Genomic DNA, 20818 nt, shown 5'->3' with positions numbered 1-20818 from the left:
CGATTGCATGAGGTCCCGATGAATCGATCCGCCGCGCCGGCCGCCCGCCTCTATCCCTGGCAGGACAGGAAGGGCGATTTCTCGCCACTGAAGGCGATCGTTTTCGCCGGCGTGTTCCTGCCCGGCCTCTGGCTGGTCGCGCGCGCACTGATGGGCACGCTCGGCCCGCGCCAGATGATCGAGATCAACCACCAGACCGGCCTCTGGGCCGTCCGCTTCCTGCTGCTGACGCTGGCGGTCACGCCGCTGCGCCATGTCTGGCGCTGGCCGGAGCTGGTGTTCGTCCGCCGCACCCTCGGCAATGCGGTGTTCGCCTATGGAATCATCCACCTCGTCGCCTATGCCGGCGACCTCGCCTGGGACGTCCCGAAGGTCGTCTCCGAGATCTTCGCCCGCGTCTATCTCACCATCGGGCTGATGGTGCTGATCCTGCTGACGCCGCTGGCGATCACCTCGACCAATGGCATGATGAAGCGCATGGGTGGCCTCAACTGGCGCCGCCTGCACCACCTCGTCTACCCGATCATCCTGCTGGCCGCGCTGCACTTCTTCCTGCAGTCGAAGCTCGGCGTCACCGAGCCGATCGTCATCACGGCGATCGCGGTCTGGCTGCTCGGCTGGCGGCTGCTGGCGGCCTGGCTCGGCGAGGCGCGGATCGCGACGCTGCCGGCGACCTTCCTCCTCGGCGCCGCCGTGACGGTGGCGACGGCCTTCGGCGAGGCGCTCTACTATTATCTGAAGATCGGCGTCGCCTTCAGCCGCGTGCTGCCGACCAACTTCAATCCCGCCGCCGGCATCCGCCCCGCCTGGATCATCGGCGGCATCGTGCTCGCCGTGCTGGCCGTGGCGATCTTCCGCCGCCTGCTGCCGGCGAAGACGTCGGCGCGCCGCTCTGCCGCGCGTCAGGCCGGCGTCGCCGCGAAGCCGGAGGCCTCCTCGCAGCCGCAGGGAAACGCCGCGTAGCGCTCGACGCGATAGGGCTTCATCGACAGCCCGCGACAGAAGCCGGTCACCGCGTCCTCCAGCGTCTCGACCTTGGCAATCTCGGCGGCGTTCAGCTCCAGCATCCGGTCGCGCGCCGCCTCGGCCTTGTCGGCGAGCGACGCCATGTCGGAGGCGAGATGGCGGCCGTCGCGGACGATGAACTGGCCATCGACCATGACATGGCGCACGGCGGTCGCATCCTCGGCGAAGACCAGCTGCGTCGAGGGATCGTTGATCGGCATCCAGTTGGGATGATCGAGGCTCAGGAAGACGATATCGGCCCGCTTGCCGACCGCGATGGCGCCGACATGGTCGAAGCCTGCCATCTGCGCCCCGCCTCGCGTCGCCGCGTCGATGATCTCCGGCGCGGTCAGCCAGCGCCGGTGATCGGGCTGGCGGACGGCGGCGACCTGGCCGGCGGCGCGCATCGCCTCATACATGTTCTGGTTATCGGACGAGACGGCGCCATCCGTGCCGATGGCGAGGTTGATGCCGAATTCCAGCATCCGCCGGGCATCGGCGATGCCGGAGCCGAGGCGCATGTTGCTACCGGCATTGTGGGAGATGGACGAGCCCTTTTCGGCGACCCGACGGAGGTCGTCGTCGTCGAGCCAGATGCCGTGGGCGATGGAGAAATGCGGCCCGAGCACGCCGAGGTCGTCGACGCGAGCCAGCATGGTCTTGCCATATTTTTCGATGGCCGAGACGGCCTGCATCTTGGCCTCGCCGATATGGCTCTGGATGACGGTGCCGTGCTCGCGCGCCAGCCGGTCGCAGCCGAGCATCAGCTCGTCCGAACAGACCAGCGGAATGGTGGGGGCGATGCCGAGCTTGACGTGGTCGCGGTCATGCGGCCAGCGCTTCAGCGCCTCGCCCATCAGCGCCAGCACGCGTTCGGTCGCCGGGGCGCCATCGATCCTGGCCAGCGCGCGCAGATCGTCCGGCAGGCTTTCGACCAGCCCCGGAATGCCGCGATAGAACGTGGTGTCGGCCAGCATCGGCGCCATCACGGCGCGAATGCCGGCGTCGCGATAGGCCTGGCCCATCGCCTCCAGTTCCTCGATGGAGGCGACCGGCAGGCCGAAGGTCAGGTCGAAGGCCAGCGTGCAGCCCTTCATCGCCATCTCGACCGCGCCGAGATAGGTGTTCAGGTACTTCATCTCCAGCGACTGGTTGGCGAAGCGCGCCGGCGTCGCCAGCAGCAGGAGCTCCAGATTGAAGCGGTCGCGATAGCCGCGCGTCAGCGCGCCGGTGCCATGGGTGTGGCCGTTGACGAGACCCGCATGCAGCAAATGCCGGCCGGCGTCGATGACTTCCGCGTCGTCCGGCGCGGCAAGACCGGGAGCGCCGATCTCGAGGATGGCGCCGTCGCGGATCAGGATATCGCGCAGCGGCGCCGCCCGCCCCGCCGCGTCGAGCAGGCGCCCACCCCGGATAATCCTGAATTCGCTCATCGATTTCCCCTGTGGCTGGCTGTGGTCAATCCGGCCCATCGCTGCCGGCCATGCTAGATCGTCGCCGGCGATCCGTCAGCAGCGTCAGCATCGCCCGATCGATGCTGCACCGCAATATCCGCTTGCCGGCGATATAAGACAGTATTACTGTCCTATTTCATCGGTGCGCCTCGGAGAGATGGCCAATGGACGACGAACGGCAGCTTGCTCATTCGCTCTATGACGACGCGCTCGCCTTCCTGATCGGCACGCTGTTCATCGCGCTCGGCCTCGCCATGCTGAAGGCGGCCGGTCTCGGCATCGGCGGCACCGCCGGCATCGCCTTCCTCACCAACAAGGCGACCGGCCTCGATTTCGGCAGCGTCTTCTTCGTCATCAACGTGCCGTTCTTCATCTTCGCTTATCTCGCCTTCGGGCCCCTCTACCTGCTGCGCTCGGTGATCGCCACGGCGCTGCTTTCGCTCGAAACGACGCTGCTGCCGTCCTTCCTCACCTTCGGCCATATCGACCCGGTGCTGGCGGCGGCGATGGGCGGGTTGCTGATCGGCATGGGCATGCTGTCGCTGATCCGTCATCAGGCCGGCATCGGCGGCTTCGCGACGGCGGCGGTCTATCTGCAGGACCGCTATGGCTGGCGCGCCGGCAAGCTGCTGATGGCGGCCGATCTTTCCGTCATGGCGGCGGCGTTCCTGCTGCTCCAGCCGAGCCAGGTGGCGCTCTCCGTCTTCGCGGTGATCTGCCTCAACATCGTGCTGGCGTTCTACCACAAGCCCGGCCGCTATGCCGGCTTCGCCCGCTTCGAGCGCCGGCGGGCCAAGGCGGCGAGCGTGGCGCGCGCCGAAAAGGCCTGAGGTCGCGCCGCGCGGCTACTCCGAGGTTTCGCGGTAACGCTCAGCCACCAGTTCGCCCATCGGGTGCCTGCTCTGGCCCAACCCCTCGATGACGCCTTCGCGGTCGGCCGCCGGACGATTCTGGCTGACCTTCCACTTGCCCTCGATGCGGGCGATCGGGATCTCCAGCCCGACGATGCCCTTCATCTGCGCCGCGACGAACGGCTCCGGCGCGTCGTCGACGCGCCAGGCATGCGCCTGCGTCTTCTCGCTCTCGTCGGTCAGTTCGCCGACCTGCTGGCGCAGCCAGTCGGTCGATTCGAGGATGCGCGGCGTGCCCCAGGCATGCACCGTGGCGTAGTTCCAGGTCGGCACCACCTTGTGGGTCTCGGCCTTGGTCGCATACCAGTTCGGCGTCACATAGGCGTTCGGCCCCTGGAACAGCACCATGGCTTCCGAGCCGGCCCGGAGAGCCGCCAGCTGGTTGTTGGCGCGAGCGAGATGCGCGCGCAGCAGGCCCTTCTCGGCGCCGGCCGGATCGATCAGGAACGGGATCAGATTGGCCATCAGGCCGCCCTCGCCCGCCGTCACCAGCATGGCGAGCGGATGGGCGCGCATCAACCCGTGCAGGACGTCGAGCCGGTCTTCACGGAATGCGGGCGGCTGGTACACGATGGAACCTCATGCGGAATTATCTCGCGACACTGCCACCGCGCGCCGTTGGATCGCAAGCGGCGGCGACGCGGTCTCTCAGACGGCGTCGTTGAAGCGATAGGCGTGCTCGCCGCCATTCGGGTCGGTAACGGTGTCGTCCTCGCCGACATAGTCCGGCCCGATCGGCACCTTGCCGTAGCCGCCCGGAATATCGAGCACATAGGTCGGCTGCGCCAGGCCGGAGAGGCGGCCACGTAGGGTGCGCATCAGCGCCTGCCCCTCGGCGATCGAGGTGCGGAAATGGCTGGTGCCGGGCGCGAGGTCGCCATGGTGCAGATAATAGGGCTTCACCCGCGCCTCGACGAAACCGCGCATCAGCGCCGCCATCGTCTCGGGATCGTCATTGATGCCCTTCAGGAGAACCGTCTGGCTGACCATGGCGATGCCGGCATCGGCGAGCCGCGCCAGCGCCGCCCTGGCCTCCGCCGTCAACTCCCGCGGATGGTTGGCATGGATGGCGACATAGACGGTCTTGCCGGTGTTGCGCAGCGCGGCGACGATCTCGGCCGTGATCCGCGCGGGGTCGACGACCGGCACGCGGGTATGGAAGCGCAGGATCCGGACATGCTCGATGGTGCGGAACCGCTCCAGCAGCTCGGCCAGCCGACGCGGCGCAATCACCAGGGGATCGCCGCCGGTGAAGACGACCTCCCAGATCTCCGGACGCGCGCGGATATAGTCGAGCGCCGCTTCCAGTTCCTGCTCGCCCAGCATGGTCGGGCCGCCGGGACCGACGGTCTCGCGCCGGAAGCAGAAGCGGCAATAGACCGCGCAGACATGCACGAGCTTCAGCAGCACGCGATCAGCATAGCGATGCACCAGTCCCGGCACGGGACTATGCGCATCATCGCCGATCGGGTCGGCCCGCTCCTCCGGCAGCGTCGTCAGCTCGGCCGTTGTCGGCACGAACTGGGCCGCGATCGGGTCGTTGGGATCGCTCGCCTCGATCAGCTTCGCCATCGCCGGCGTCACCGCCACCGCATAGCGTTCCGCCACGCGGTCCAGCCCCTCGCGCGCCGAAGGCGGCACAAGGCCAGCCTCGACCAAGGCGGCCGAGGAGCGCAGGGTCAGTGATTTTTCGAGCGGAATGACGGGTGAGCGCGACATTCCGCACTCTTTCGGTCATTCGGCCGCCGGTGTCCAGATCACAACGTCGAGACGCGGCGCGCCGGTCGCCAGCATGACCAACCGGTCGAATCCGAGCGCGATGCCGGACGCCTCCGGCATGATGGCGAGAGCGGCTAGAAAATCCTCGTCAAGCGGATAGCGGTCGCCATAGACACGCTCCTTCTCGTCCATCTCGGCGACGAAGCGACGACGCTGCTCGGCCGGGTCGGTCAGCTCGCCGAAGCCGTTGGCAAGCTCGACGCCGCAGCAATAAAGCTCGAAGCGTTCGGCGACACGCGGATCGCCCGCCTTCGGGCGCGCCAGAGCCGCCTCGACAACAGGATATTCGCAGAGAACCGTTGGCCGCCCCTGCCCCAGATTGGGCTCGACCTTCTCGGCGATGATGCGGCTGAAGATGTCGCTCCAGCTGTCGTCGAAGACGATGCGGATGCCGGTTGCCGTCGCCTGCGCCGCCAGCGCATCGCGGTCGGCCGAGCCGTTCGCGTCGAGCGTTGCGAGCAGATCGATGCCGGCATGGCGCAGGAACGCTTCGGCCACCGTCACGCGCTCGGGCTCGGCGAACGGATCCGATTCGAAGCCACGATGGGTGAAGCGCCGCGTTTCGGCGGCGTCGGCCGCGACGGCGAGAAGCTCGGCGCAATCGCGCATCAGCGCCTCATAGGGTTCGGCCGCGCGATACCACTCCAGCATGGTGAACTCACAGGCGTGGCGCGGCCCGAGCTCGCGGTTCCGGAACACCGGGCCAAGCGTATAGATGCGGCTCTCGCCGGCGGCGAGCAGCTTCTTCGCCGCAAATTCGGGCGAGGTATGCAGGTAGAGCGGCTGACGCGTCCCGTCGGGGAAGACGCGCTCGGTCGCGAAGGCATGCAGATGCGCCTCGTTGCCGGGCGAGACCTGGACGATGCCGCATTCGACCTCGACGAAATCGCGCTGCTGGAACCAGTTGTGCACCGCTGCCTTGATGCGCCCGCGCTTCATCAGGAAGGGGCGGCGATCCGCATGGACATGCGGCGTCCACCAGGGGGATGCACGGGTCATTCTCGGCTTCTCCTGTCATCGATGCCGCGCCGGGCTGCCGGCTTCGGCGAAATTCGACTGGCGCGAACCAGCGGAATCGCTATGGTGCGCGCCATTATCGCGCCCTTGTACGGGCGCCGACGCCAATCTGAGGGTTAATTCGTGAAGGTTATCGCCAGCCAGGTCCGCAAGGGCAATGTTCTCGAGATCGACGGCAAGCTCTACTCCGTCCTGATCGCTGAAAGCTTCCATCCCGGCAAGGGCACGCCGACGACGCAGATCGACATGCGCGGCCTGGCCGACGGCGTGAAGATCTCGAACCGCTACAAGACGACCGAGCAGGTCGAGCGCGCCTTCGTCGAGGATCGTGACTTCTCCTATCTGTTCCAGGACGGTGAAGGCTTCACCTTCATGAACACTGAGAACTACGAGCAGTTGATCGTGCCGAACGCCGTCGTCGGCGACGCCGCTCCCTATCTCCAGGAAGGCATGGTCGTCCGCCTGTCGATCTTCGAAGAGCAGGCTGTCGGCATCGTCCTGCCGCAGCGCGTGACGCTCGAAGTCGTCGAGACCGAGCCCACCACCAAGGGCCAGACCGCTTCCTCGTCCTACAAGCCGGCGATCCTGTCGAACGGCGTTCGCGCCATGGTCCCCCCGCATATCGGACCGGGCACGCGCATCGTCATCCTGACGGAAGACGGTTCCTACGTGGAACGCGCCAAGGACTAAGCCGCACGGCAGGCGTCTCGTCAGGGCGCCGGAGGGACCCGTTTCGAGCGGCGCCGGACAAGCAGTCCGGCGCCGTTTCATTTGGGGCATAGCGATGGTGTGGTCCTGCCCGATCGCGACGATGGACATCGGGAACGGGAGCGCGCGGGCCAATCTTCTCCGCTTCTCCTGCAACTCTACGCGCCCCGGAGCGCGCCGATCTGGACCCGGCTTAGCGTTCATCTATCAAAATATGCTGAAGCATGGTCCAAACTGGACCCACGCCGGTATTCTTCTATTGACTTGTTTACATATTATCCGTGACTCTGATGTTGGGTCGGACTTGGGGGTCCTGGGCAACGCAGCGAAGTTTCGGGCGTTGTTTGCGCATGACAGCCCCAGGGCGCGGTAGGCAGTTATCATGTTGATCGGCATCCTTCTTCTGGGATTGAGCGCCATTATCTTGGCCGTCATCGGCATGTTTGCGGTGCCACTCGGCCTGGGTGCGGCCATATCGCCCCTCTATCTCGCGGCTGCCCTCGCGCTTTTCCTCGCCATCGGCCTCTGGATGCAGCGCAACCTCGTTCGGCTTCGCCGAGCGCTGACCCGCTCACATCACAAGCAGCGTCGCATGTCCGCCACCGCGCGGATCGACCCGCTCACCGGCATGTTCAATCGCGCCAGCTTCATGCGGGCGCTCGACAAGGCGCTGGCGCGCCGGCAGAACGGCGGCCCTTCCGTTGCTGTTTTGCTGGTCGACCTCAACTTCATGCCCGTCAACGACGCGCATGGGCACGCTGTGGGCGACCAGGTTCTGATCGAGATGGCGCGGCGGATCTCCGCCGCCAAGCAGGCCGGCACCACCGTCGCCCGCGTCGGTGGCGACGAGTTCGCGCTGCTGCTCGAAGGCGACGCCGCCACGCCGGAAACAATCGGCCATCGCCTGCTCGACGACATCGCGGCGCCGGTGCAGGTTCCGAACGGCAATGTGCGCATCAGCGCCACTATCGGCATCGCCGCCGCCGAAAAGCGGCAGGTGAGCGGCGAGGAACTATTGCGCGCCGCCGAACTGGCCCTTCGCGGAACGCGGCGGGGCCTGCACGGCTCGCTGCGCCGGTTCGAGGCGGGCATGGAGGAAGCGCTCAAGGAGCGCCACGCGCTCGAGGTCGACCTTCGACGTGCCCTCGATGAAGACGAAATCGTTCCCTTCTACCAGCCGCTGATCGCGCTCGATGGCGACCGGCTGATCGGCTTCGAGGTACTGGCGCGCTGGCAGCACCCGACCCGCGGCCTCATTCCGCCCGCGGCGTTCATTCCGCTGGCCGAGGAGATCGGCCGAATCGGCGAGTTGTTCGACAAGCTGCTGGTGCGCGCCTGCAGCGACGCCCGCAGTTGGCCCTCGGACCTGCGCCTGTCGGTCAATATCTCGCCGACCCAGTTCGCGGAGCCGCAGATGGCGTCGCGCATCCTCGACATTCTCGCCAAGGAGAATTTCGCGCCGGCACGGCTGGAGCTTGAGATCACCGAGAACGCGCTGGTGGATGAAGTCTCCTCGGCCCGCCTGATCCTGACCACGCTGCGCAATGTCGGCGTCTCGGTCGCGCTCGACGATTTCGGCACCGGCTACTCGAGCCTGCGGCACCTGAGCGACCTGCCCGTGGACCGGCTGAAGATCGACCGCGGCTTCGTCGAGAGCGCCCGCCTCAACGAGGAAGGCTGGCGAATCGTCCGCGCCATCGTGCAGCTCGCCGGCACCTTCGACCTTGCCACGACGGCGGAAGGCATCGAGGCACCGGAGATCCTGTCGACGCTGCGCGAGTTGGGCTGCGACATCGGCCAGGGCTACCTCTTCGGCAAGCCGATTTCCGCCGAACAGACCAGCCTCTGGCTGCTTGGCCGGCCGTTGCCCACCGCTCTCGCCTCCTGACGGACCGGATGCCGGCGTCACAATGCGGCTGCGCTGTTGAGGCCGGCATTTGTCGCGGCCGGACGCCTTGAAGACCGGAGACGGACCGTGTAATCCACCCCTGTCGTGAATGTCGGGGCATAGCGCAGCCTGGTAGCGCATCTGGTTTGGGACCAGAGGGTCGTAAGTTCGAATCTTACTGCCCCGACCAATCGACCGAAGAGATTTGATGGAGGCGAGCTGACATGGTTGCGCGTATCTTCAGGCCGGCGCGGACTGCGATGCAGTCGGGTAAGGCGAAGACCGAGCGTTGGACGCTCTCCTACGAGCCGGAAGTCCCGGTTTCGGTCGAGCCGCTGATGGGCTACACCTCGTCCTCCGACATGAAGCGGCAGATCAAGCTCAGCTTCGATACGCAGGAAGAGGCAATCGCCTACGCCGAGAAGAACGGCATCCCCTACCAGGTGCTGACGGCGCAGGACGACACGCGCAAGAAGATCTCCTACTCCGACAATTTCAAGTTCGGCCGCCTGCAGTCCTGGACGCATTGAGCGCCGAACGCGCATCGGCACCGTCACACGGGCCGAGACGATCGGCCCCGTAGCTCAGCTGGATAGAGCAGCCGCCTTCTAAGCGGCAGGTCGCAGGTTCGAGCCCTGCCGGGGTCGCCAACGCCTTCCGCCCGGATCGGATCGCTTGGCTTGGAGCGCGGCGCGCATTCTGGCCACCGCCCTTTGGCTGACTACTTCCCGCAGCCGATTCTCCGCCCCCGCCGGCGCGACAACCAACCTCTACATCTTCCAGGAATTGCCGCGCGTCCACGCGTCGTCGCGCCCTGTCGCGCGACGTGGCCGCACGATCAAGCCTGCCGCCCCCCCCGGCCGATCCCGATCTCAGTGCTTCGGAATGGAAAAGCGGTCGCCAGGCGCCAGCGCCAGCCGATCGGCACTGCCGCCGACGAGCTCCAGTACGTAGCGTGCCGGTTCACCGCCCGGAATCAGAGCCTCGGAGAACGGCGTCGCGTTGTGTTCGATGCGCGAGGTGCGACCGTCCGCCTTGATGAAGATCATGTCGAGCGACAGCGGCGTATTCTTCATCCAGAAATAGAGCTGCTGCTCGCTGCCGAAATCGAACAGCATGCCGTGGTTCTGCGCCATCTTTTCGCGCCCCATCAGCCCGTGCTCGCGCTCAGCGGGCGTCACGGCCCATTCGACGCTGAGCCGGTGCTTGCCCGTCCTGGTGGTGACGTGGATTTCGCCCGGCTTCTCGGCAGAAGCGGCTCCGCTCACGGACGCTAGTCCGAAGACGAGCGCGGCGAACAGGGCGGGCAGGAGGGAGAAACGGGAGCGGGGCGTCGCCACGGCGATCAGTGCGACGACGGTCCGGAGCCGTCATCCGGACGGATCTCGGCGGCCATGAGGCCCTTGTCGCCATCGCCGAAGCGGACGAGCACAGTCTGGCCGGGGCGCAGCTCGGTCAGACCGTAGCGGCGCAGCGTCTCCATATGGACGAAGATATCCTCCGTCCCCTCGCCGCGCGTAACGAAGCCATATCCCTTGACGCGGTTGAACCACTTCACGATGCAACGCTCGAGGCCGCTGGTCGGGACGATGACGGTGTGGGTGCGCGGCGGACCGGCCTGCGCCGGATGCACGGCGGTCGAATCATCCATGCTGAGGATGCGGAAGGCCTGCAACCCGCGCTGGCCACGGGTGACCTCGCAGACGATGCGCGATCCCTCATAGGCCGTCTGGAAGCCGTCGCGACGAAGACAGGTTACATGAAGCAGAATATCGGGCGAACCATCATCCGGCAGGATGAATCCATACCCCTTCGAGGCATCGAACCATTTGATCGATCCCGCTACTTCGAACAGATCCAGCCCGCCGTCGTCCTCGCGCCCTGCGGCGGACGATGGTTCAGCGCTGTTCTTGGAACCCATCTTGCCGGCCCCCGATAGGCCTTCTCTCAGGCCGTCATTTCACATGGCAGATCGCGCAGAACCGTCATTACGGCAATGTTGCGACCGATTCCCGTCATGAGAATAACATCGGATCCGACCGTGACCAGTGACATCCCGGCCACAACCACGGATTTCCTTAACGCTGGTTAAGGAATGCGATCTTGCCGAAGGAAGGCGCGCAGTCGCGGTTGCGCGCGGGTTTCTGTTTGCCGCGCTGACCGCTATGGTGTCGGCGCCATATGACGGCCGCGCCGGATCCGAAGCGCGAGCCTCCGATCGGACACATCTGGGAAAGGACAACGCGCCAATGAAGTATCTTCACACCATGGTCCGCGTGACCGACGTCGACAAGTCGATCGCCTTCTATAACGAGCTGGGCCTGAACCTGGTGCGCCGCATCGACAACGAGAAGGGTCGCTACACGCTCTACTTCCTTGCCGCCCCGGGCGACGAGGACGCGCAGGTTGAGCTGACCTTCAACTGGGATCCAGAGGTTTACGGCGAAGGTCGCAATTTCGGCCACCTCGCCTATCGCGTCGACGACATCTACGCGCTCTGCGACAAGCTGCAGAAGGCCGGCATCGTCATCAACCGCCCGCCGCGCGACGGCCATATGGCCTTCATCCGCTCGCCCGACAACATCTCGGTCGAGCTGATCCAGGCCGGCGATCCGCTGCCGCCGCAGGAGCCGTGGGCCTCGATGCCGAATACGGGCAAGTGGTAGAACGAAACGAATTCGTGCCGTCTCAGCGATGAGGCGGCACTCTATCCACAGGCGTAAAACTTGACCGGCGAACGGTCTTGTCTCTCCGGGGCTTGCCCCCTATAAACCGCCTCGCCGCTGCGCCCTTCGTCTATCGGTTAGGACGCCACCCTTTCACGGTGGAGAGAGGGGTTCGACTCCCCTAGGGCGTACCATTCCCTCGGTAGAGTGAATGGTGGAATAGAGACTTGAGCTTGTCAGGCTCAGGTGGACTACCTATAACGCGCATCGGTATGCGCCCTTCGTCTATCGGTTAGGACGCCACCCTTTCACGGTGGAGAGAGGGGTTCGACTCCCCTAGGGCGTACCATTCCTCTGCAGCCGAACACCGAGATGACCCGGACGATGCGTCGCCTGGAAACGCGGGCTGCGACAGCATCCGGCGGATTGCGCCTTCCGCGCGCGATCTCCTGTGGAGTTCGGATGAGGCGGCCCGACGCCTCGGCCTCCCGTGATAGGGTCCGGCCAACGCGAAAAGGCTAGTGGAGCACTATGAAGGCTGGAATCGAACTCGGGACGAACACGACCGGCCAGCCGGCGCTTCTCGACCTCGAGGAACTGCTTTCGACGCGCCTGCTGGTGCAGGGCAATTCCGGCTCCGGCAAGTCCCATCTGCTGCGGCGCCTGCTCGAACAGAGCGCCGGCATGGTGCAGCAGGCGATCATCGATCCCGAAGGCGACTTCGTTTCCTTCTCCGAGCGCTTCGGCCACACGGTCGTCGATGCCGAGCGCAGCCCGAGCGAACTGCAGCGGATCGCGCTGCGCATCCGCCAGCACCGGGCCTCCGTCGTGCTCAATCTCGAAGGTCTCGACGCGGAGGAGCAGATGCGCTGCGCCGCCGCCTTCCTGAACGGCCTTTTCGATGCCGATCGCAGCGTCTGGTATCCGATGCTGATCACCGTCGACGAGGCGCAGATCTTCGCGCCCGCCGTCGCCGGCGAGGTATCGGACGAGGCGCGGCGCCTCTCGCTCGGCGCGATGACCAACCTGATGTGCCGCGGCCGCAAGCGCGGCCTCGCCGGCATCGTCGCGACGCAGCGCCTCGCCAAGCTCGCCAAGAACGTCGCGGCCGAGGCGTCCAACTTCCTGATGGGCCGCACCTTCCTCGATATCGACATGGCGCGCGCCGCCGACCTGCTCGGCATGGATCGCCGCCAGGCGGAAGGGTTCCGCGATCTCGAGCCCGGCCAGTTCGTCGCTCTCGGACCGGCTCTGTCGCGGCGCCCGGTTCCCGTGCGCATCGGCGCCGTCGATACGGCTGGTCGCAGCGGCCGTCCCGTGCTGATGCCGCTGCCGGAAATGCCGCAGGCTGAGATGCAGGACCTGATCTTCGTCGGCGGCGAGGACGACCTGCTGCCGATGCCGGCGCCGGTTTCGCGCGCCCGCGGCACGGCCGAGCTGCTGCGCGACATCGAGACTTCCGGCCCGCTCGATTCGACGCCGGAGGTCGAGGCCGATACGCGCACCGAGGCCGAGAAGCAGGAGCTGCTCGATTCCGTCTACGCCGAGATCATGTCGGACCCGGAGACGGCGTTCCGCCCGGCGCCGCTGATCTACCAGGATTTCCTTTTCCATTGCCGGATCAAGAAGCTCGGCACCTTCGGACAGGACATGCCGAGCTTCCGCAAGCGCCTGGCGATGGCGCGGGCTGGCGTCAGCTCGGATCGCGGCGATGACGCCTGGGAACAGGTTCTCGCAGTCGCCGAGAGCCTGCCCGAAGAGATGCAGGGCGTGTTCCTGCTGCTTGCCCGCGCCGCGCGCGAGGAAGCTCCCTGCCCCACCGACGAGGCGCTAGCCAATGCCTATGGCAGCCGCTCGCCGTCGCGCGGGCGTTGGCTGCTCACCTATATGTCGGAGCACGGGCATATTCGCAGCGAAGAGGATTTTCGCGGCAGCCGAATCGTCACGATCGCCGGCGTCAACTGGCGCACCCTGCCCGGCGCGCCCAAGGCCGGACCGATCCGGAAGGTCGATCCGCTGCGGCGAGCGCCGATGCTGACGATGCCTTCCTCGCGGCCGGCCGAATAGGACGCTGCGGAAGATACATCAGGCAGTTGCTTTCCCTGCCCCATGCCCGCCATCATGCTGCCCAGAATCACGCGCTGGCTTAGCGCGGATAGGGTCGTGTCCGGCCGATCCGGCCCGGAACAGCTTCGAACGGGGGAAGCGGATGGAACAGACCGTAACGTCGACGGGAGACGCGGGGCCTGCCGGGCACCTGAACCGTAGAACGGCGACCTGGCTCGCCGGTGCCGCCGCGCTGCTCGCCGTATCGGGTTGCGCCTCCGTGACCGACAAGGTCGCCCCGTCCGTCGCGCCGGCCACGCCCTCCGTCTCGATCACCACGGAGGATCTCGTCGGCAACTGGGGCCTCGGCTCGTTCCGTCAGGAAGCCGACCTGCCGCGCACGATCAACGAGGCGCGCCGCTACTGCAGCAATCCCTATGTCATCACGCGCGGGCCGAACAACGGCGTGATGATGTATCTGGCCGACCAGTCGACGCCGAGCGAACTGGTGCTGAAGAATTCCGGCGGTCGCGTCTATATCGGACCGCCCGGCCCCGCCGGCACGCCGAAAGACCGCCAGATCACCTCCTTCCAGGACGGCGTCATCGTCGCGCCCTGGGTCGATCCGAGCGTCACCGCGCGCTATGGCACCATGGTATTCGTGCGTTGCGGCCAGGCCGCCGCGCCGGCCGCCACGAAACCGGCAGCTTCCGGCTAAGGGCGGGACCGCCCGCTAACCCATCCGATCCGCCTTCTGAGATTCGAGGTTCCCATGCGTGACAAAGCGGTCCAAATTTTCCGCAAGGTCCTGAAAAGCCCACTGTCGCTGGCCCTGCTTGGCTGCGCCGCCGTCGTCGCGCTGGCGCCGGCCGTGCCGGCGGAAGCCGGCATTCGGGACATGCTCAACATCAACGAGCAGCCCGGTGTGGTGCCGACGAAGCAGGAATCCCTGCTTCCGCCCGAGTTCCGGCCGCAGCCGGTCTATTTCCGCTCCAACGAGCCGCCGGGCACGATCATCATCAATACGGACGAGCGCTTCCTCTATCTCGTCCAGTCCGACAATCGCGCCATCCGCTACGGCGTCGGCGTCGGCCGCGACGGATTCCAGTGGTCTGGCCTGCTGAAGATCTCCCGCAAGGCGGAATGGCCGGACTGGCGCCCGCCGGCGGAAATGATCCAGCGCCAGCCCTACCTGCCGCGCTTCATGGCCGGCGGCGAAGGCAACCCGATGGGCGCCCGCGCCCTTTATCTCGGCGACACCATTTACCGCATCCATGGCACCAACCAGCCGCAGACGATCGGCCATGCGCTGTCTTCGGGCTGCTTCCGCATGGTGAACAACGACGTCATGGACCTCTATGAGCGCGTCCCTGTCGGGACCAAGGTCATCGTCCGCCAGCAGGCGAAGCTCTAACAGCATCCTCCGGTCGCTCCTTTCGGGGCGGCTTCCGAGAGCATTCAACGGGAAAGCGACCACGATGTTTCCTGCAAAGGTGATCTATGGCCGCGTGGCGGCCCTTGCCCTGGCCGTCACGCTCGGCGGCGCAGCCGTCGCCGAGGCGGGCACGCTCGACACGGTGAAGCAGCGCGGCAACCTCGTCTGCGGCGTCAGCCAGGGCCTGCTCGGCTTCTCGGCCAAGGACGATTCCGGCAAATGGAGCGGCTTCGACGTCGACTTCTGCCGCGCCGTGGCGACAGCCATCTTCGGCGACGCCGAAAAGGTGACCTACGTCCCGCTGTCCGCCGCCGAGCGCTTCGACGCGCTCAAGGACGGCAAGGTCGACCTCCTGTCGCGCAACTCCACCTGGACGATGTCGCGCGAGACGGACCTGCCGCTCGCCTTCGTCGGCGTCACCTACTATGACGGCCAGGGCTTCATGGTGAAGCGCGACAGCGGCAAGATCTCGGCGCTGGAGCTCGACGGCTCGAAGGTCTGCGTCCAGAGCGGCACCACCAGCGAGCAGAACTTCGTCGACTACTTCAACACCAACACGATGACGTTCACGACCATCGCCGCCGACAGCCCCGAGCAGTCGCTGGAAAACTACAAGACCGGCAAGTGCGACGTCATCACCACCGACGTGTCGCAGCTCTATTCCGAGCGCGCGACGCTCGCCGACGCCGCCGACCATGTCATCCTGCCCGACGTGATCTCGAAGGAGCCGCTCGGCCCGGTCGTCCGTCAGGACGATGCCAAGTGGCGCGCCTTGGTCGGCTGGGTGCATTTCGCGCTTCTGAACGCCGAGGAACTCGGCGTCTCGTCCGAGCGGGTCGACGAGGCGAAGGCCTCGAAGAAGCCCGACGTCATGCGCCTGGTCGGCACCGATGGGGCCTTCGGCGCGAAGCTCGGCCTCTCGAACGACTGGGCCATCAACGTCGTCAAGACGGTCGGCAATTACGGCGAGATCTACGAGCGCAACCTCGGCCTCGGCTCCAAGCTCGGCATCCCGCGCGGCCTGAACCAGCTCTGGTCGCTCGGCGGTATCCAGTACGCACCGCCGATCCGCTAGGATCCCCTGGACTGCAGAATACAAAGGCCGGCGTCTCGCGACGCCGGCCTATTCATTTGGCGATGAAGACGCTTCTCCCTTCACCTTTCCCAGGGGGGGGCGGCTGACGAGCCGGGTGAGGAGCTGCGGCATCTCCAGGCAGGCCAACCCCTCACCGGCCGGACTGCGGCCGTGGACCTCTCCTCAGAGAGAGGTGAAGACACCACCTTCCCTATCGGATGAACTGGTCGATATAGCCCTCGCCGAGGCCAATCTCGGTATAGTGCTTGCGGCAGAGGTCGATCTTGGTGAAGACGTCCTCATAGCCCTGCACGGCGCCGTCGGGATCGACATAGATCATCGCGCCATTGACCTGGAACAGCGTGATCATCTCGGTCACATGCGGCTCGACGACGAGCGTGTGGGTCTCGCCCGGCGCCTCGTAGACGTAGGAGCCTTCCTCCGCCGTCCAGTCGTGCTCCAGATAGTGCCAGCTGCCCTTCAGCACCCAGCCATGCACCGGCTGCGGATGGCGGTGGCGCGACAGCACGCCGGACTTGCGCACGCGCAGCAGGTTCATCCAGTAGCCGCGGCTTGCCGAAAGGCAGAGCGGGCGGAACCAGACATTTTCCTGCTGCGGCACCCAGAGCCGCTCATCCGTCGGGATCGCGTTGGGGATGACGATCTCAGGGAAGGATTCCTTCGGCTGCGGGTGCCGATAGGGAATGCGCTTCGTGTCCGGATCGGTTTCAAGGCCGGCATGGTTGACCGTGGTGTTGTCGCTCATTGTCTCACTCTTTCATCTCAAACCGAGGCATAGCCGCCGTCGACAGGCACGATGGCGCCGGTCATGAAGCGGGCGGCGTCGGAGCACAGGAAGGCGACGACGTCGCCGATATCGCGCGGATCGCCCCAGCGTTTCATGGGCGTGCGCGCCAGGATGCCGGCGGAGCGGACGGGATCCTCGACGATGCCGCGCGTCACCTCGGTCGCGACCCAGCCGGGCGCCACCGCGTTGACGCGGATGCCCTCTTCCGCCCAGGCGACACCGAGCGCCTTGGTCAGCTGCGCGACGCCCCCCTTGGAGGCGGTGTAGCCGGGGACCAGTGGGCCGCCAAAAGTCGACAGCATCGACGCCGTGTTGACGATCGCGCCGCCCTGCTTCGCCAGCAAGGGCCGCGCCCCGACGCACATCCGCATCGTGCCGGTCAGGTTGACGTCGATCACCTTCTGGAACACGTCGATGTCGTATTCCCGCCCCCGGAAGATCACGCCCGCGCAGTTCACGAGCGCGTCCAGCTGCTCGAAGCGCGCCAGAACGGCATCGACCGACGCCTGGTCGGTGACGTCGAGGACGACGGCAGCGATGCCGTCGCGCGCCGGCACGGCCGCAACCTCCGCCTCGCTCACGCCTGTGACGGTGACGGCATAGCCGGCGGCAAGCAGCGCCTCGGCGACGCCGAAGCCGATCCCGCGCGCGCCGCCGGTAACAAGTGCCTGTTTCAAGATCGAGTCCCTAGACTGGAAGACGGATGAGTTGATCGGTAAAATTTCAGATGTTACATGTCAAGCCGACATCCACTCTGCGACACAGGCTCGACTTGCCCCGCGAAAGACCCTTCTCCGATCCTGACGCGGCACCGGCCGGTATCGGCTTCGAGCCGTTGCGGCACGCCGATCTCGGCGAACAGACTTATGCGGCGATCCGCCGGCGCATCCTCCGACGCGAGTTGGAAACCGGCCAGCAGATCCCGATCGACATCGTCGCCGCCGAGCTAGGCGTCAGCCGCACCCCTGTGCTCGACGCGATGAAGCGGCTCGCCGCCGAGGGGCTGGTCGAGATCCGGGCCCGGCGCGGCTGCTATGTCCGGGCGCTGACGAACGACGATGTCAGCGAGATCTTCGGGGTGCGCGAGGCGATCGAACTGCATGGCGTCCGCGTCGCGATCCGCGAGGGTCGGCACGCCGCCCTCGCCGACGCGCTGGCGACCGCCTGCGAGGCGATGGAGGCGGCTACCGCCGGCGACGTCTATGTCGACTACGACCTGTTCACCGAATGGGACCGCGCCTTCCACCGCGCCATCGTGACCGCGAGCCGCAATCGCCGGCTGGAGGAGCTCTACGGCAACCTCCATGTGCATCTGCACATCATGCGCGTGCACTATTTCCGCGAGCTAGAAGCAGCTATCCGTATCAAGGCCGATCATCGCGCCATCCTGGACGCCGTCCGCGCCGGCGACCTCTCGGCGGCGGAAGCGGCGATGTCGGCGCATATTTTCGTCACGCGGGACCGCATCGTCGCCAACCTGGCGCAGGATGGCGGCCGCCTCTAGCCGTCCCTCGCCCTCGAACCGGATCCTCGCCATGCGCATTGCCATCACCGGCGGTAACGGAAACCTCGCCCGCAAGCTGATCGCCGGCCTCGGGGCCGAGCCTTGGTGCAGCGCGCTCGTGGCGCTCGACCGGCGTTTCGATCCAATCGAGCCGCCGGCGCATTCAGATCTCGCCTGCGTCGAGGCGGACCTGCGCCAGCCGGACGACAGTCGCTGGCTCGATACGGTCGCCTCGGTCGATGCCGTCGTCCACCTCGCGGCGCAAAATCCCTATCCGGAAGCGGACTGGACCGACTCGGCCGCCTCCCTCGACATGACCGCGCTGCTGCTGCGCGCCGCCGGCCGGGCGGGCGCCGGCCGGTTCGTCTTCGCCAGCTCCAACCACGTCATGGGCGGCTACAAGGACACCGAGATCGCGACGACTCCGGGCTCGCTCACCGAGGCGCTGCCGCCGCTCCCGGGCACGCGCTGGCGCAACGACGCCGGCAGCAATGACAGCACGCCCTATGCCGTCGCCAAGTTGATGGGCGAGCGGCTCTGCTGTTCGCTGGCCGAGCGCGGCGGGCTGACGGCGGTGGCGCTACGGATCGGCTGGTGCCAGCCTGGCGATAACCACCCCTCGACCATCTCGGCATCCGGCACGCCGAACAGCCGGCTCGACACGCTCGACGACGCGGCCCGGCACGACCTCGCCTGGTTCCGCGGCATGTGGCTCTCGAACCGCGACCTCGTCGCCGTCTTCGCTGCCGCGCTGCGTGCCGACGCAGCCGGATGGCCGGCGCCCGGCATCGTCGTCAATGCGGTATCGAACAATGCCGGCATGGCCTGGAACCTGAAGAACGCAGCCGACTGGCTCGGCTTCGTGCCGGGTGACGACGCCGCCGAACGGCTGAACGACGCAACGCCGATATTGCCCTGATTCTAGGCAGGCGACTCGTCCGGAAAACCCTGCATTCCCCGACGTCGGCAGCGAGATAGAGAAAGAAGGGCAATTCGTAATCGATATGACTTACGTATAGGCAGGTTACTGCACAAAAAATGCAATAACTGCTCTAATCTGCATCACATTTTGTTGCCCTCCGCTTGCCGAGGGGTCATAACCGCCGCCATAACCCACGCGGGAAAATCATGACCACCAACCAGCGGAGCGATGCCGGGATGACCGACGCCACCATGCTCGACCAGGCCTTGACGCGCCTTGACGACGCAGCAGCCCATCTCAATCTGGACGGCGATGTCCTGGAGAAGCTCAAGTACCCGCGCGAGACCACCAAGGTGCGGCTGATGATCCGCATGGACGATGGCTCGCGGAAGTCGTTCATGGCCTGGCGCTGCCGCTATGACGACACGCGCGGCCCGACCAAGGGCGGCATCCGCTTCCATCCGGAATCGACCATCGAGGAAGTCGAGACGCTCGCCTTCTGGATGACGATGAAGTGCGCCGTGATGAACCTGCCCTATGGCGGCGGCAAGGGCGCGGTGCGCGTCGACCCGCATTCGCTGTCGAAGGCGGAACTGGAGCGCCTGTCGCGCGCCTACATGCAGGCCTTCTCGAAGATCGTCGGCCCCGACCGCGACATCCCGGCGCCCGACGTCTACACCAACTCGATGATCATGGGCTGGATGGCGGACGAATACGCCTCCATCGTCGGCCAGTCGACGCCGGCCGTCATCACCGGCAAGCCGATTGCGCTCGGCGGCTCGCTCGGCCGCGACGACGCCACCGCCCGCGGCGGCTACTACCTCGTCCGCAACCTCGCTTCCGAGCTGGGCCTGACGCCCGGCGCCCGCGTTGCGATCCAGGGCTTCGGCAATGCCGGCCAGCACATCGCCAGCCTGCTCGCCGCAGACGGCTACAAGATCGTCGCCGTCTCCGACTCGCGCGGCGCGATCCACAGCGAGGCCGGCCTCGACGTCGCCAAGCTGCTCGCGTCCAAGAAGAGCGGCTCGGTCGTCTCCCTGGCCGGCTCGGACGGCATCCAGGCGATCGACGCCGACGCGATCACCGCGGTCGACTGCGAGATCCTGGTGCCGGCCGCGCTCGAGGACCTGATCCACAAGGACAATGCCGCCGCTATCAAGGCACGCGTCATCCTCGAACTCGCCAACGGCCCGATCACCCCGGAGGCCGACCTCATCCTGGCCGAGAAGAACGTCGTCGTCCTTCCCGACATCCTGGCGAATGCCGGCGGCGTCACCGTCTCCTATTTCGAATGGGTGCAGAACCGCCAGGGCTTCTACTGGACGGCGGAAGAGGTTCGTTCGCGCCTGCAGGAAACCATGGACCGCGAGGGTCGCGCCGTGTGGAACCTGGCGCAGCATCGCGGCATCACGGTTCGCAGCGCGGCCTACGTGCATGCGCTGTCGCGTGTCGCCGGCGCCATCGAAGCGCACGGCACGCAGAGCTTCTTCGCGAGCTGATCCGCGATCGGGTGCCGCTCCCGCCGGCTGGCGGGAGCGCCCCGGCGCTACGCCGTCGCAGCCATTGGGTGAGCCGGCAAAGATTGGGATCGAGGGCCCGC

General features: G+C 66.4%; 21 protein-coding genes and 4 tRNA genes. 17 read left to right on the top strand and 8 right to left on the bottom strand.

The genetic code is table 11. The annotated features are described in order from the left end of the window. The first annotated feature begins 18 nt into the window (after positions 1 to 18). Entirely contained in the window at positions 19 to 963 is a 945-nt protein-coding gene (locus OSH07_RS04395; RefSeq protein WP_266337407.1) for a protein-methionine-sulfoxide reductase heme-binding subunit MsrQ, read from the top strand. Here the strand turns inward: OSH07_RS04395 and OSH07_RS04390 are convergent. Next, positions 903 to 2438 carry an amidohydrolase family protein gene (locus tag OSH07_RS04390; protein ID WP_266337406.1) on the bottom strand — a complete coding sequence of 512 codons (1536 nt, stop codon included), beginning with the start codon at positions 2436 to 2438 and terminating at the stop codon, positions 903 to 905. The genes OSH07_RS04395 and OSH07_RS04390 overlap by 61 nt on opposite strands. 185 nt (positions 2439 to 2623) lie before the next feature. Between OSH07_RS04390 and OSH07_RS04385 the strand changes: the two genes are divergently transcribed. Continuing rightward, complete coding sequence (locus OSH07_RS04385; protein WP_266337405.1) at positions 2624 to 3289, top strand: YitT family protein; 666 nt, start codon at positions 2624 to 2626, stop codon at positions 3287 to 3289. Between the two features lie 15 nt (positions 3290 to 3304). Here OSH07_RS04385 and OSH07_RS04380 read toward each other — a convergent pair whose 3' ends face one another. The 3 genes from OSH07_RS04380 to epmA all read right to left on the bottom strand — a co-directional run bounded on the left by OSH07_RS04380 (position 3305) and on the right by epmA (position 6148). Further along, positions 3305 to 3940, bottom strand: coding sequence for an FMN-binding negative transcriptional regulator (locus OSH07_RS04380; protein ID WP_266337404.1), 636 nt, complete (start codon positions 3938 to 3940; stop codon positions 3305 to 3307). Between the two features lie 78 nt (positions 3941 to 4018). Further along, positions 4019 to 5089, bottom strand: a complete 1071-nt coding sequence (locus OSH07_RS04375) for a lysine-2,3-aminomutase-like protein (RefSeq protein ID WP_266337403.1) — start codon at positions 5087 to 5089, stop codon at positions 4019 to 4021. Between the two features lie 15 nt (positions 5090 to 5104). After that, on the bottom strand, positions 5105 to 6148 hold the full coding sequence (gene epmA, locus OSH07_RS04370) for an EF-P lysine aminoacylase EpmA (protein ID WP_266337402.1): 1044 nt from the start codon (positions 6146 to 6148) through the stop codon (positions 5105 to 5107). A 141-nt stretch (positions 6149 to 6289) separates the two neighbouring features. Here epmA and efp point away from each other — a divergent pair, with 141 nt between their 5' ends. The 5 genes from efp (at position 6290) to OSH07_RS04345 (ending at position 9412) form a co-directional block, all read left to right on the top strand. Then, entirely contained in the window at positions 6290 to 6856 is a 567-nt protein-coding gene (gene efp, locus OSH07_RS04365; protein ID WP_266337401.1) for an elongation factor P, read from the top strand. 400 nt (positions 6857 to 7256) lie between these two features. Beyond that, positions 7257 to 8762, top strand: coding sequence for a putative bifunctional diguanylate cyclase/phosphodiesterase (locus OSH07_RS04360; RefSeq protein WP_266337400.1), 1506 nt, complete (start codon positions 7257 to 7259; stop codon positions 8760 to 8762). Between the two features lie 113 nt (positions 8763 to 8875). Further along, positions 8876 to 8952, top strand: a tRNA-Pro gene (locus OSH07_RS04355). Positions 8953 to 8986: 34 nt separating this feature from the next. Then, entirely contained in the window at positions 8987 to 9292 is a 306-nt protein-coding gene (locus OSH07_RS04350) for an ETC complex I subunit (RefSeq protein ID WP_266337399.1), read from the top strand. A 43-nt stretch (positions 9293 to 9335) separates the two neighbouring features. Then, positions 9336 to 9412: transfer RNA gene (locus OSH07_RS04345), tRNA-Arg, on the top strand. Between the two features lie 222 nt (positions 9413 to 9634). Here OSH07_RS04345 and OSH07_RS04340 read toward each other — a convergent pair. Further along, on the bottom strand, positions 9635 to 10030 hold the full coding sequence (locus tag OSH07_RS04340) for a DUF192 domain-containing protein (protein WP_266337398.1): 396 nt from the start codon (positions 10028 to 10030) through the stop codon (positions 9635 to 9637). Positions 10031 to 10107: 77 nt separating this feature from the next. After that, positions 10108 to 10683, bottom strand: a complete 576-nt coding sequence (locus tag OSH07_RS04335; protein ID WP_266337397.1) for a cold-shock protein — start codon at positions 10681 to 10683, stop codon at positions 10108 to 10110. Between the two features lie 328 nt (positions 10684 to 11011). On the opposite strand from OSH07_RS04335, the gene OSH07_RS04330 reads away from it, so the two are divergent. The 7 genes from OSH07_RS04330 to OSH07_RS04300 all read left to right on the top strand — a co-directional run bounded on the left by OSH07_RS04330 (position 11012) and on the right by OSH07_RS04300 (position 15984). After that, positions 11012 to 11428, top strand: coding sequence for a VOC family protein (locus OSH07_RS04330; protein ID WP_266337396.1), 417 nt, complete (start codon positions 11012 to 11014; stop codon positions 11426 to 11428). Positions 11429 to 11547: 119 nt separating this feature from the next. Then, positions 11548 to 11622: transfer RNA gene (locus OSH07_RS04325), tRNA-Glu, on the top strand. Between the two features lie 80 nt (positions 11623 to 11702). Next, positions 11703 to 11777, top strand: a tRNA-Glu gene (locus OSH07_RS04320). 182 nt (positions 11778 to 11959) lie between these two features. Further along, a complete protein-coding gene (locus OSH07_RS04315; protein ID WP_266337395.1) occupies positions 11960 to 13495 on the top strand; it encodes a helicase HerA domain-containing protein in 1536 nt (511 codons plus the stop codon). 142 nt (positions 13496 to 13637) lie between these two features. Then, positions 13638 to 14192: a hypothetical protein gene (locus OSH07_RS04310; protein WP_266337394.1), complete on the top strand. Its 555-nt coding sequence runs from the start codon at positions 13638 to 13640 to the stop codon at positions 14190 to 14192. A gap of 54 nt (positions 14193 to 14246) precedes the next feature. Continuing rightward, positions 14247 to 14888 carry a L,D-transpeptidase gene (locus OSH07_RS04305; protein ID WP_266337393.1) on the top strand — a complete coding sequence of 214 codons (642 nt, stop codon included), beginning with the start codon at positions 14247 to 14249 and terminating at the stop codon, positions 14886 to 14888. Positions 14889 to 14952: 64 nt separating this feature from the next. Continuing rightward, the gene (locus OSH07_RS04300) at positions 14953 to 15984 is read left to right on the top strand and encodes an amino acid ABC transporter substrate-binding protein (RefSeq protein ID WP_266337392.1); all 1032 of its coding nucleotides are present in this window, start codon (positions 14953 to 14955) and stop codon (positions 15982 to 15984) included. A gap of 211 nt (positions 15985 to 16195) precedes the next feature. Here OSH07_RS04300 and OSH07_RS04295 read toward each other — a convergent pair whose 3' ends face one another. Together OSH07_RS04295 and OSH07_RS04290 are read right to left on the bottom strand one after the other, a co-directional pair. Then, on the bottom strand, positions 16196 to 16750 hold the full coding sequence (locus OSH07_RS04295) for a 2,4'-dihydroxyacetophenone dioxygenase family protein (RefSeq protein ID WP_266337391.1): 555 nt from the start codon (positions 16748 to 16750) through the stop codon (positions 16196 to 16198). 17 nt (positions 16751 to 16767) lie between these two features. Beyond that, positions 16768 to 17469 (bottom strand): SDR family NAD(P)-dependent oxidoreductase, encoded by a 702-nt coding sequence (locus OSH07_RS04290; RefSeq protein WP_266337390.1) that lies wholly within the window; start codon positions 17467 to 17469, stop codon positions 16768 to 16770. Positions 17470 to 17564: 95 nt separating this feature from the next. Between OSH07_RS04290 and OSH07_RS04285 the strand changes: the two genes are divergently transcribed. The 3 genes from OSH07_RS04285 to OSH07_RS04275 all read left to right on the top strand — a co-directional run bounded on the left by OSH07_RS04285 (position 17565) and on the right by OSH07_RS04275 (position 20717). Continuing rightward, positions 17565 to 18296, top strand: a complete 732-nt coding sequence (locus tag OSH07_RS04285) for a GntR family transcriptional regulator (RefSeq protein ID WP_266337389.1) — start codon at positions 17565 to 17567, stop codon at positions 18294 to 18296. Positions 18297 to 18327: 31 nt separating this feature from the next. Further along, complete coding sequence (locus tag OSH07_RS04280) at positions 18328 to 19215, top strand: NAD-dependent epimerase/dehydratase family protein (protein ID WP_266337388.1); 888 nt, start codon at positions 18328 to 18330, stop codon at positions 19213 to 19215. 239 nt (positions 19216 to 19454) lie between these two features. After that, positions 19455 to 20717: a Glu/Leu/Phe/Val family dehydrogenase gene (locus OSH07_RS04275; protein ID WP_266338166.1), complete on the top strand. Its 1263-nt coding sequence runs from the start codon at positions 19455 to 19457 to the stop codon at positions 20715 to 20717. Positions 20718 to 20818: the final 101 nt, after the last annotated feature.

It is taken from the genome of Kaistia nematophila (assembly GCF_026343855.1).
In the GTDB taxonomy this organism is placed as follows: domain Bacteria; phylum Pseudomonadota; class Alphaproteobacteria; order Rhizobiales; family Kaistiaceae; genus Kaistia; species Kaistia nematophila.
This window is presented reverse-complemented; position numbering and strand designations above follow the sequence as displayed.

Coding starts and splice junctions, on each gene's coding strand:
- OSH07_RS04395 (WP_266337407.1), top strand. CDS start 19: ATGAATCGATCCGCCGCGCCGGCCGCCCGCCTCTATCCCTGGCAGGAC.
- OSH07_RS04390 (WP_266337406.1), bottom strand. CDS start 2,438: ATGAGCGAATTCAGGATTATCCGGGGTGGGCGCCTGCTCGACGCGGCG.
- OSH07_RS04385 (WP_266337405.1), top strand. CDS start 2,624: ATGGACGACGAACGGCAGCTTGCTCATTCGCTCTATGACGACGCGCTC.
- OSH07_RS04375 (WP_266337403.1), bottom strand. CDS start 5,089: ATGTCGCGCTCACCCGTCATTCCGCTCGAAAAATCACTGACCCTGCGC.
- epmA (WP_266337402.1), bottom strand. CDS start 6,148: ATGACCCGTGCATCCCCCTGGTGGACGCCGCATGTCCATGCGGATCGC.
- OSH07_RS04360 (WP_266337400.1), top strand. CDS start 7,257: ATGTTGATCGGCATCCTTCTTCTGGGATTGAGCGCCATTATCTTGGCC.
- OSH07_RS04350 (WP_266337399.1), top strand. CDS start 8,987: ATGGTTGCGCGTATCTTCAGGCCGGCGCGGACTGCGATGCAGTCGGGT.
- OSH07_RS04335 (WP_266337397.1), bottom strand. CDS start 10,683: ATGGGTTCCAAGAACAGCGCTGAACCATCGTCCGCCGCAGGGCGCGAG.
- OSH07_RS04330 (WP_266337396.1), top strand. CDS start 11,012: ATGAAGTATCTTCACACCATGGTCCGCGTGACCGACGTCGACAAGTCG.
- OSH07_RS04315 (WP_266337395.1), top strand. CDS start 11,960: ATGAAGGCTGGAATCGAACTCGGGACGAACACGACCGGCCAGCCGGCG.
- OSH07_RS04310 (WP_266337394.1), top strand. CDS start 13,638: ATGGAACAGACCGTAACGTCGACGGGAGACGCGGGGCCTGCCGGGCAC.
- OSH07_RS04305 (WP_266337393.1), top strand. CDS start 14,247: ATGCGTGACAAAGCGGTCCAAATTTTCCGCAAGGTCCTGAAAAGCCCA.
- OSH07_RS04300 (WP_266337392.1), top strand. CDS start 14,953: ATGTTTCCTGCAAAGGTGATCTATGGCCGCGTGGCGGCCCTTGCCCTG.
- OSH07_RS04295 (WP_266337391.1), bottom strand. CDS start 16,750: ATGAGCGACAACACCACGGTCAACCATGCCGGCCTTGAAACCGATCCG.
- OSH07_RS04280 (WP_266337388.1), top strand. CDS start 18,328: ATGCGCATTGCCATCACCGGCGGTAACGGAAACCTCGCCCGCAAGCTG.
- OSH07_RS04275 (WP_266338166.1), top strand. CDS start 19,455: ATGACCGACGCCACCATGCTCGACCAGGCCTTGACGCGCCTTGACGAC.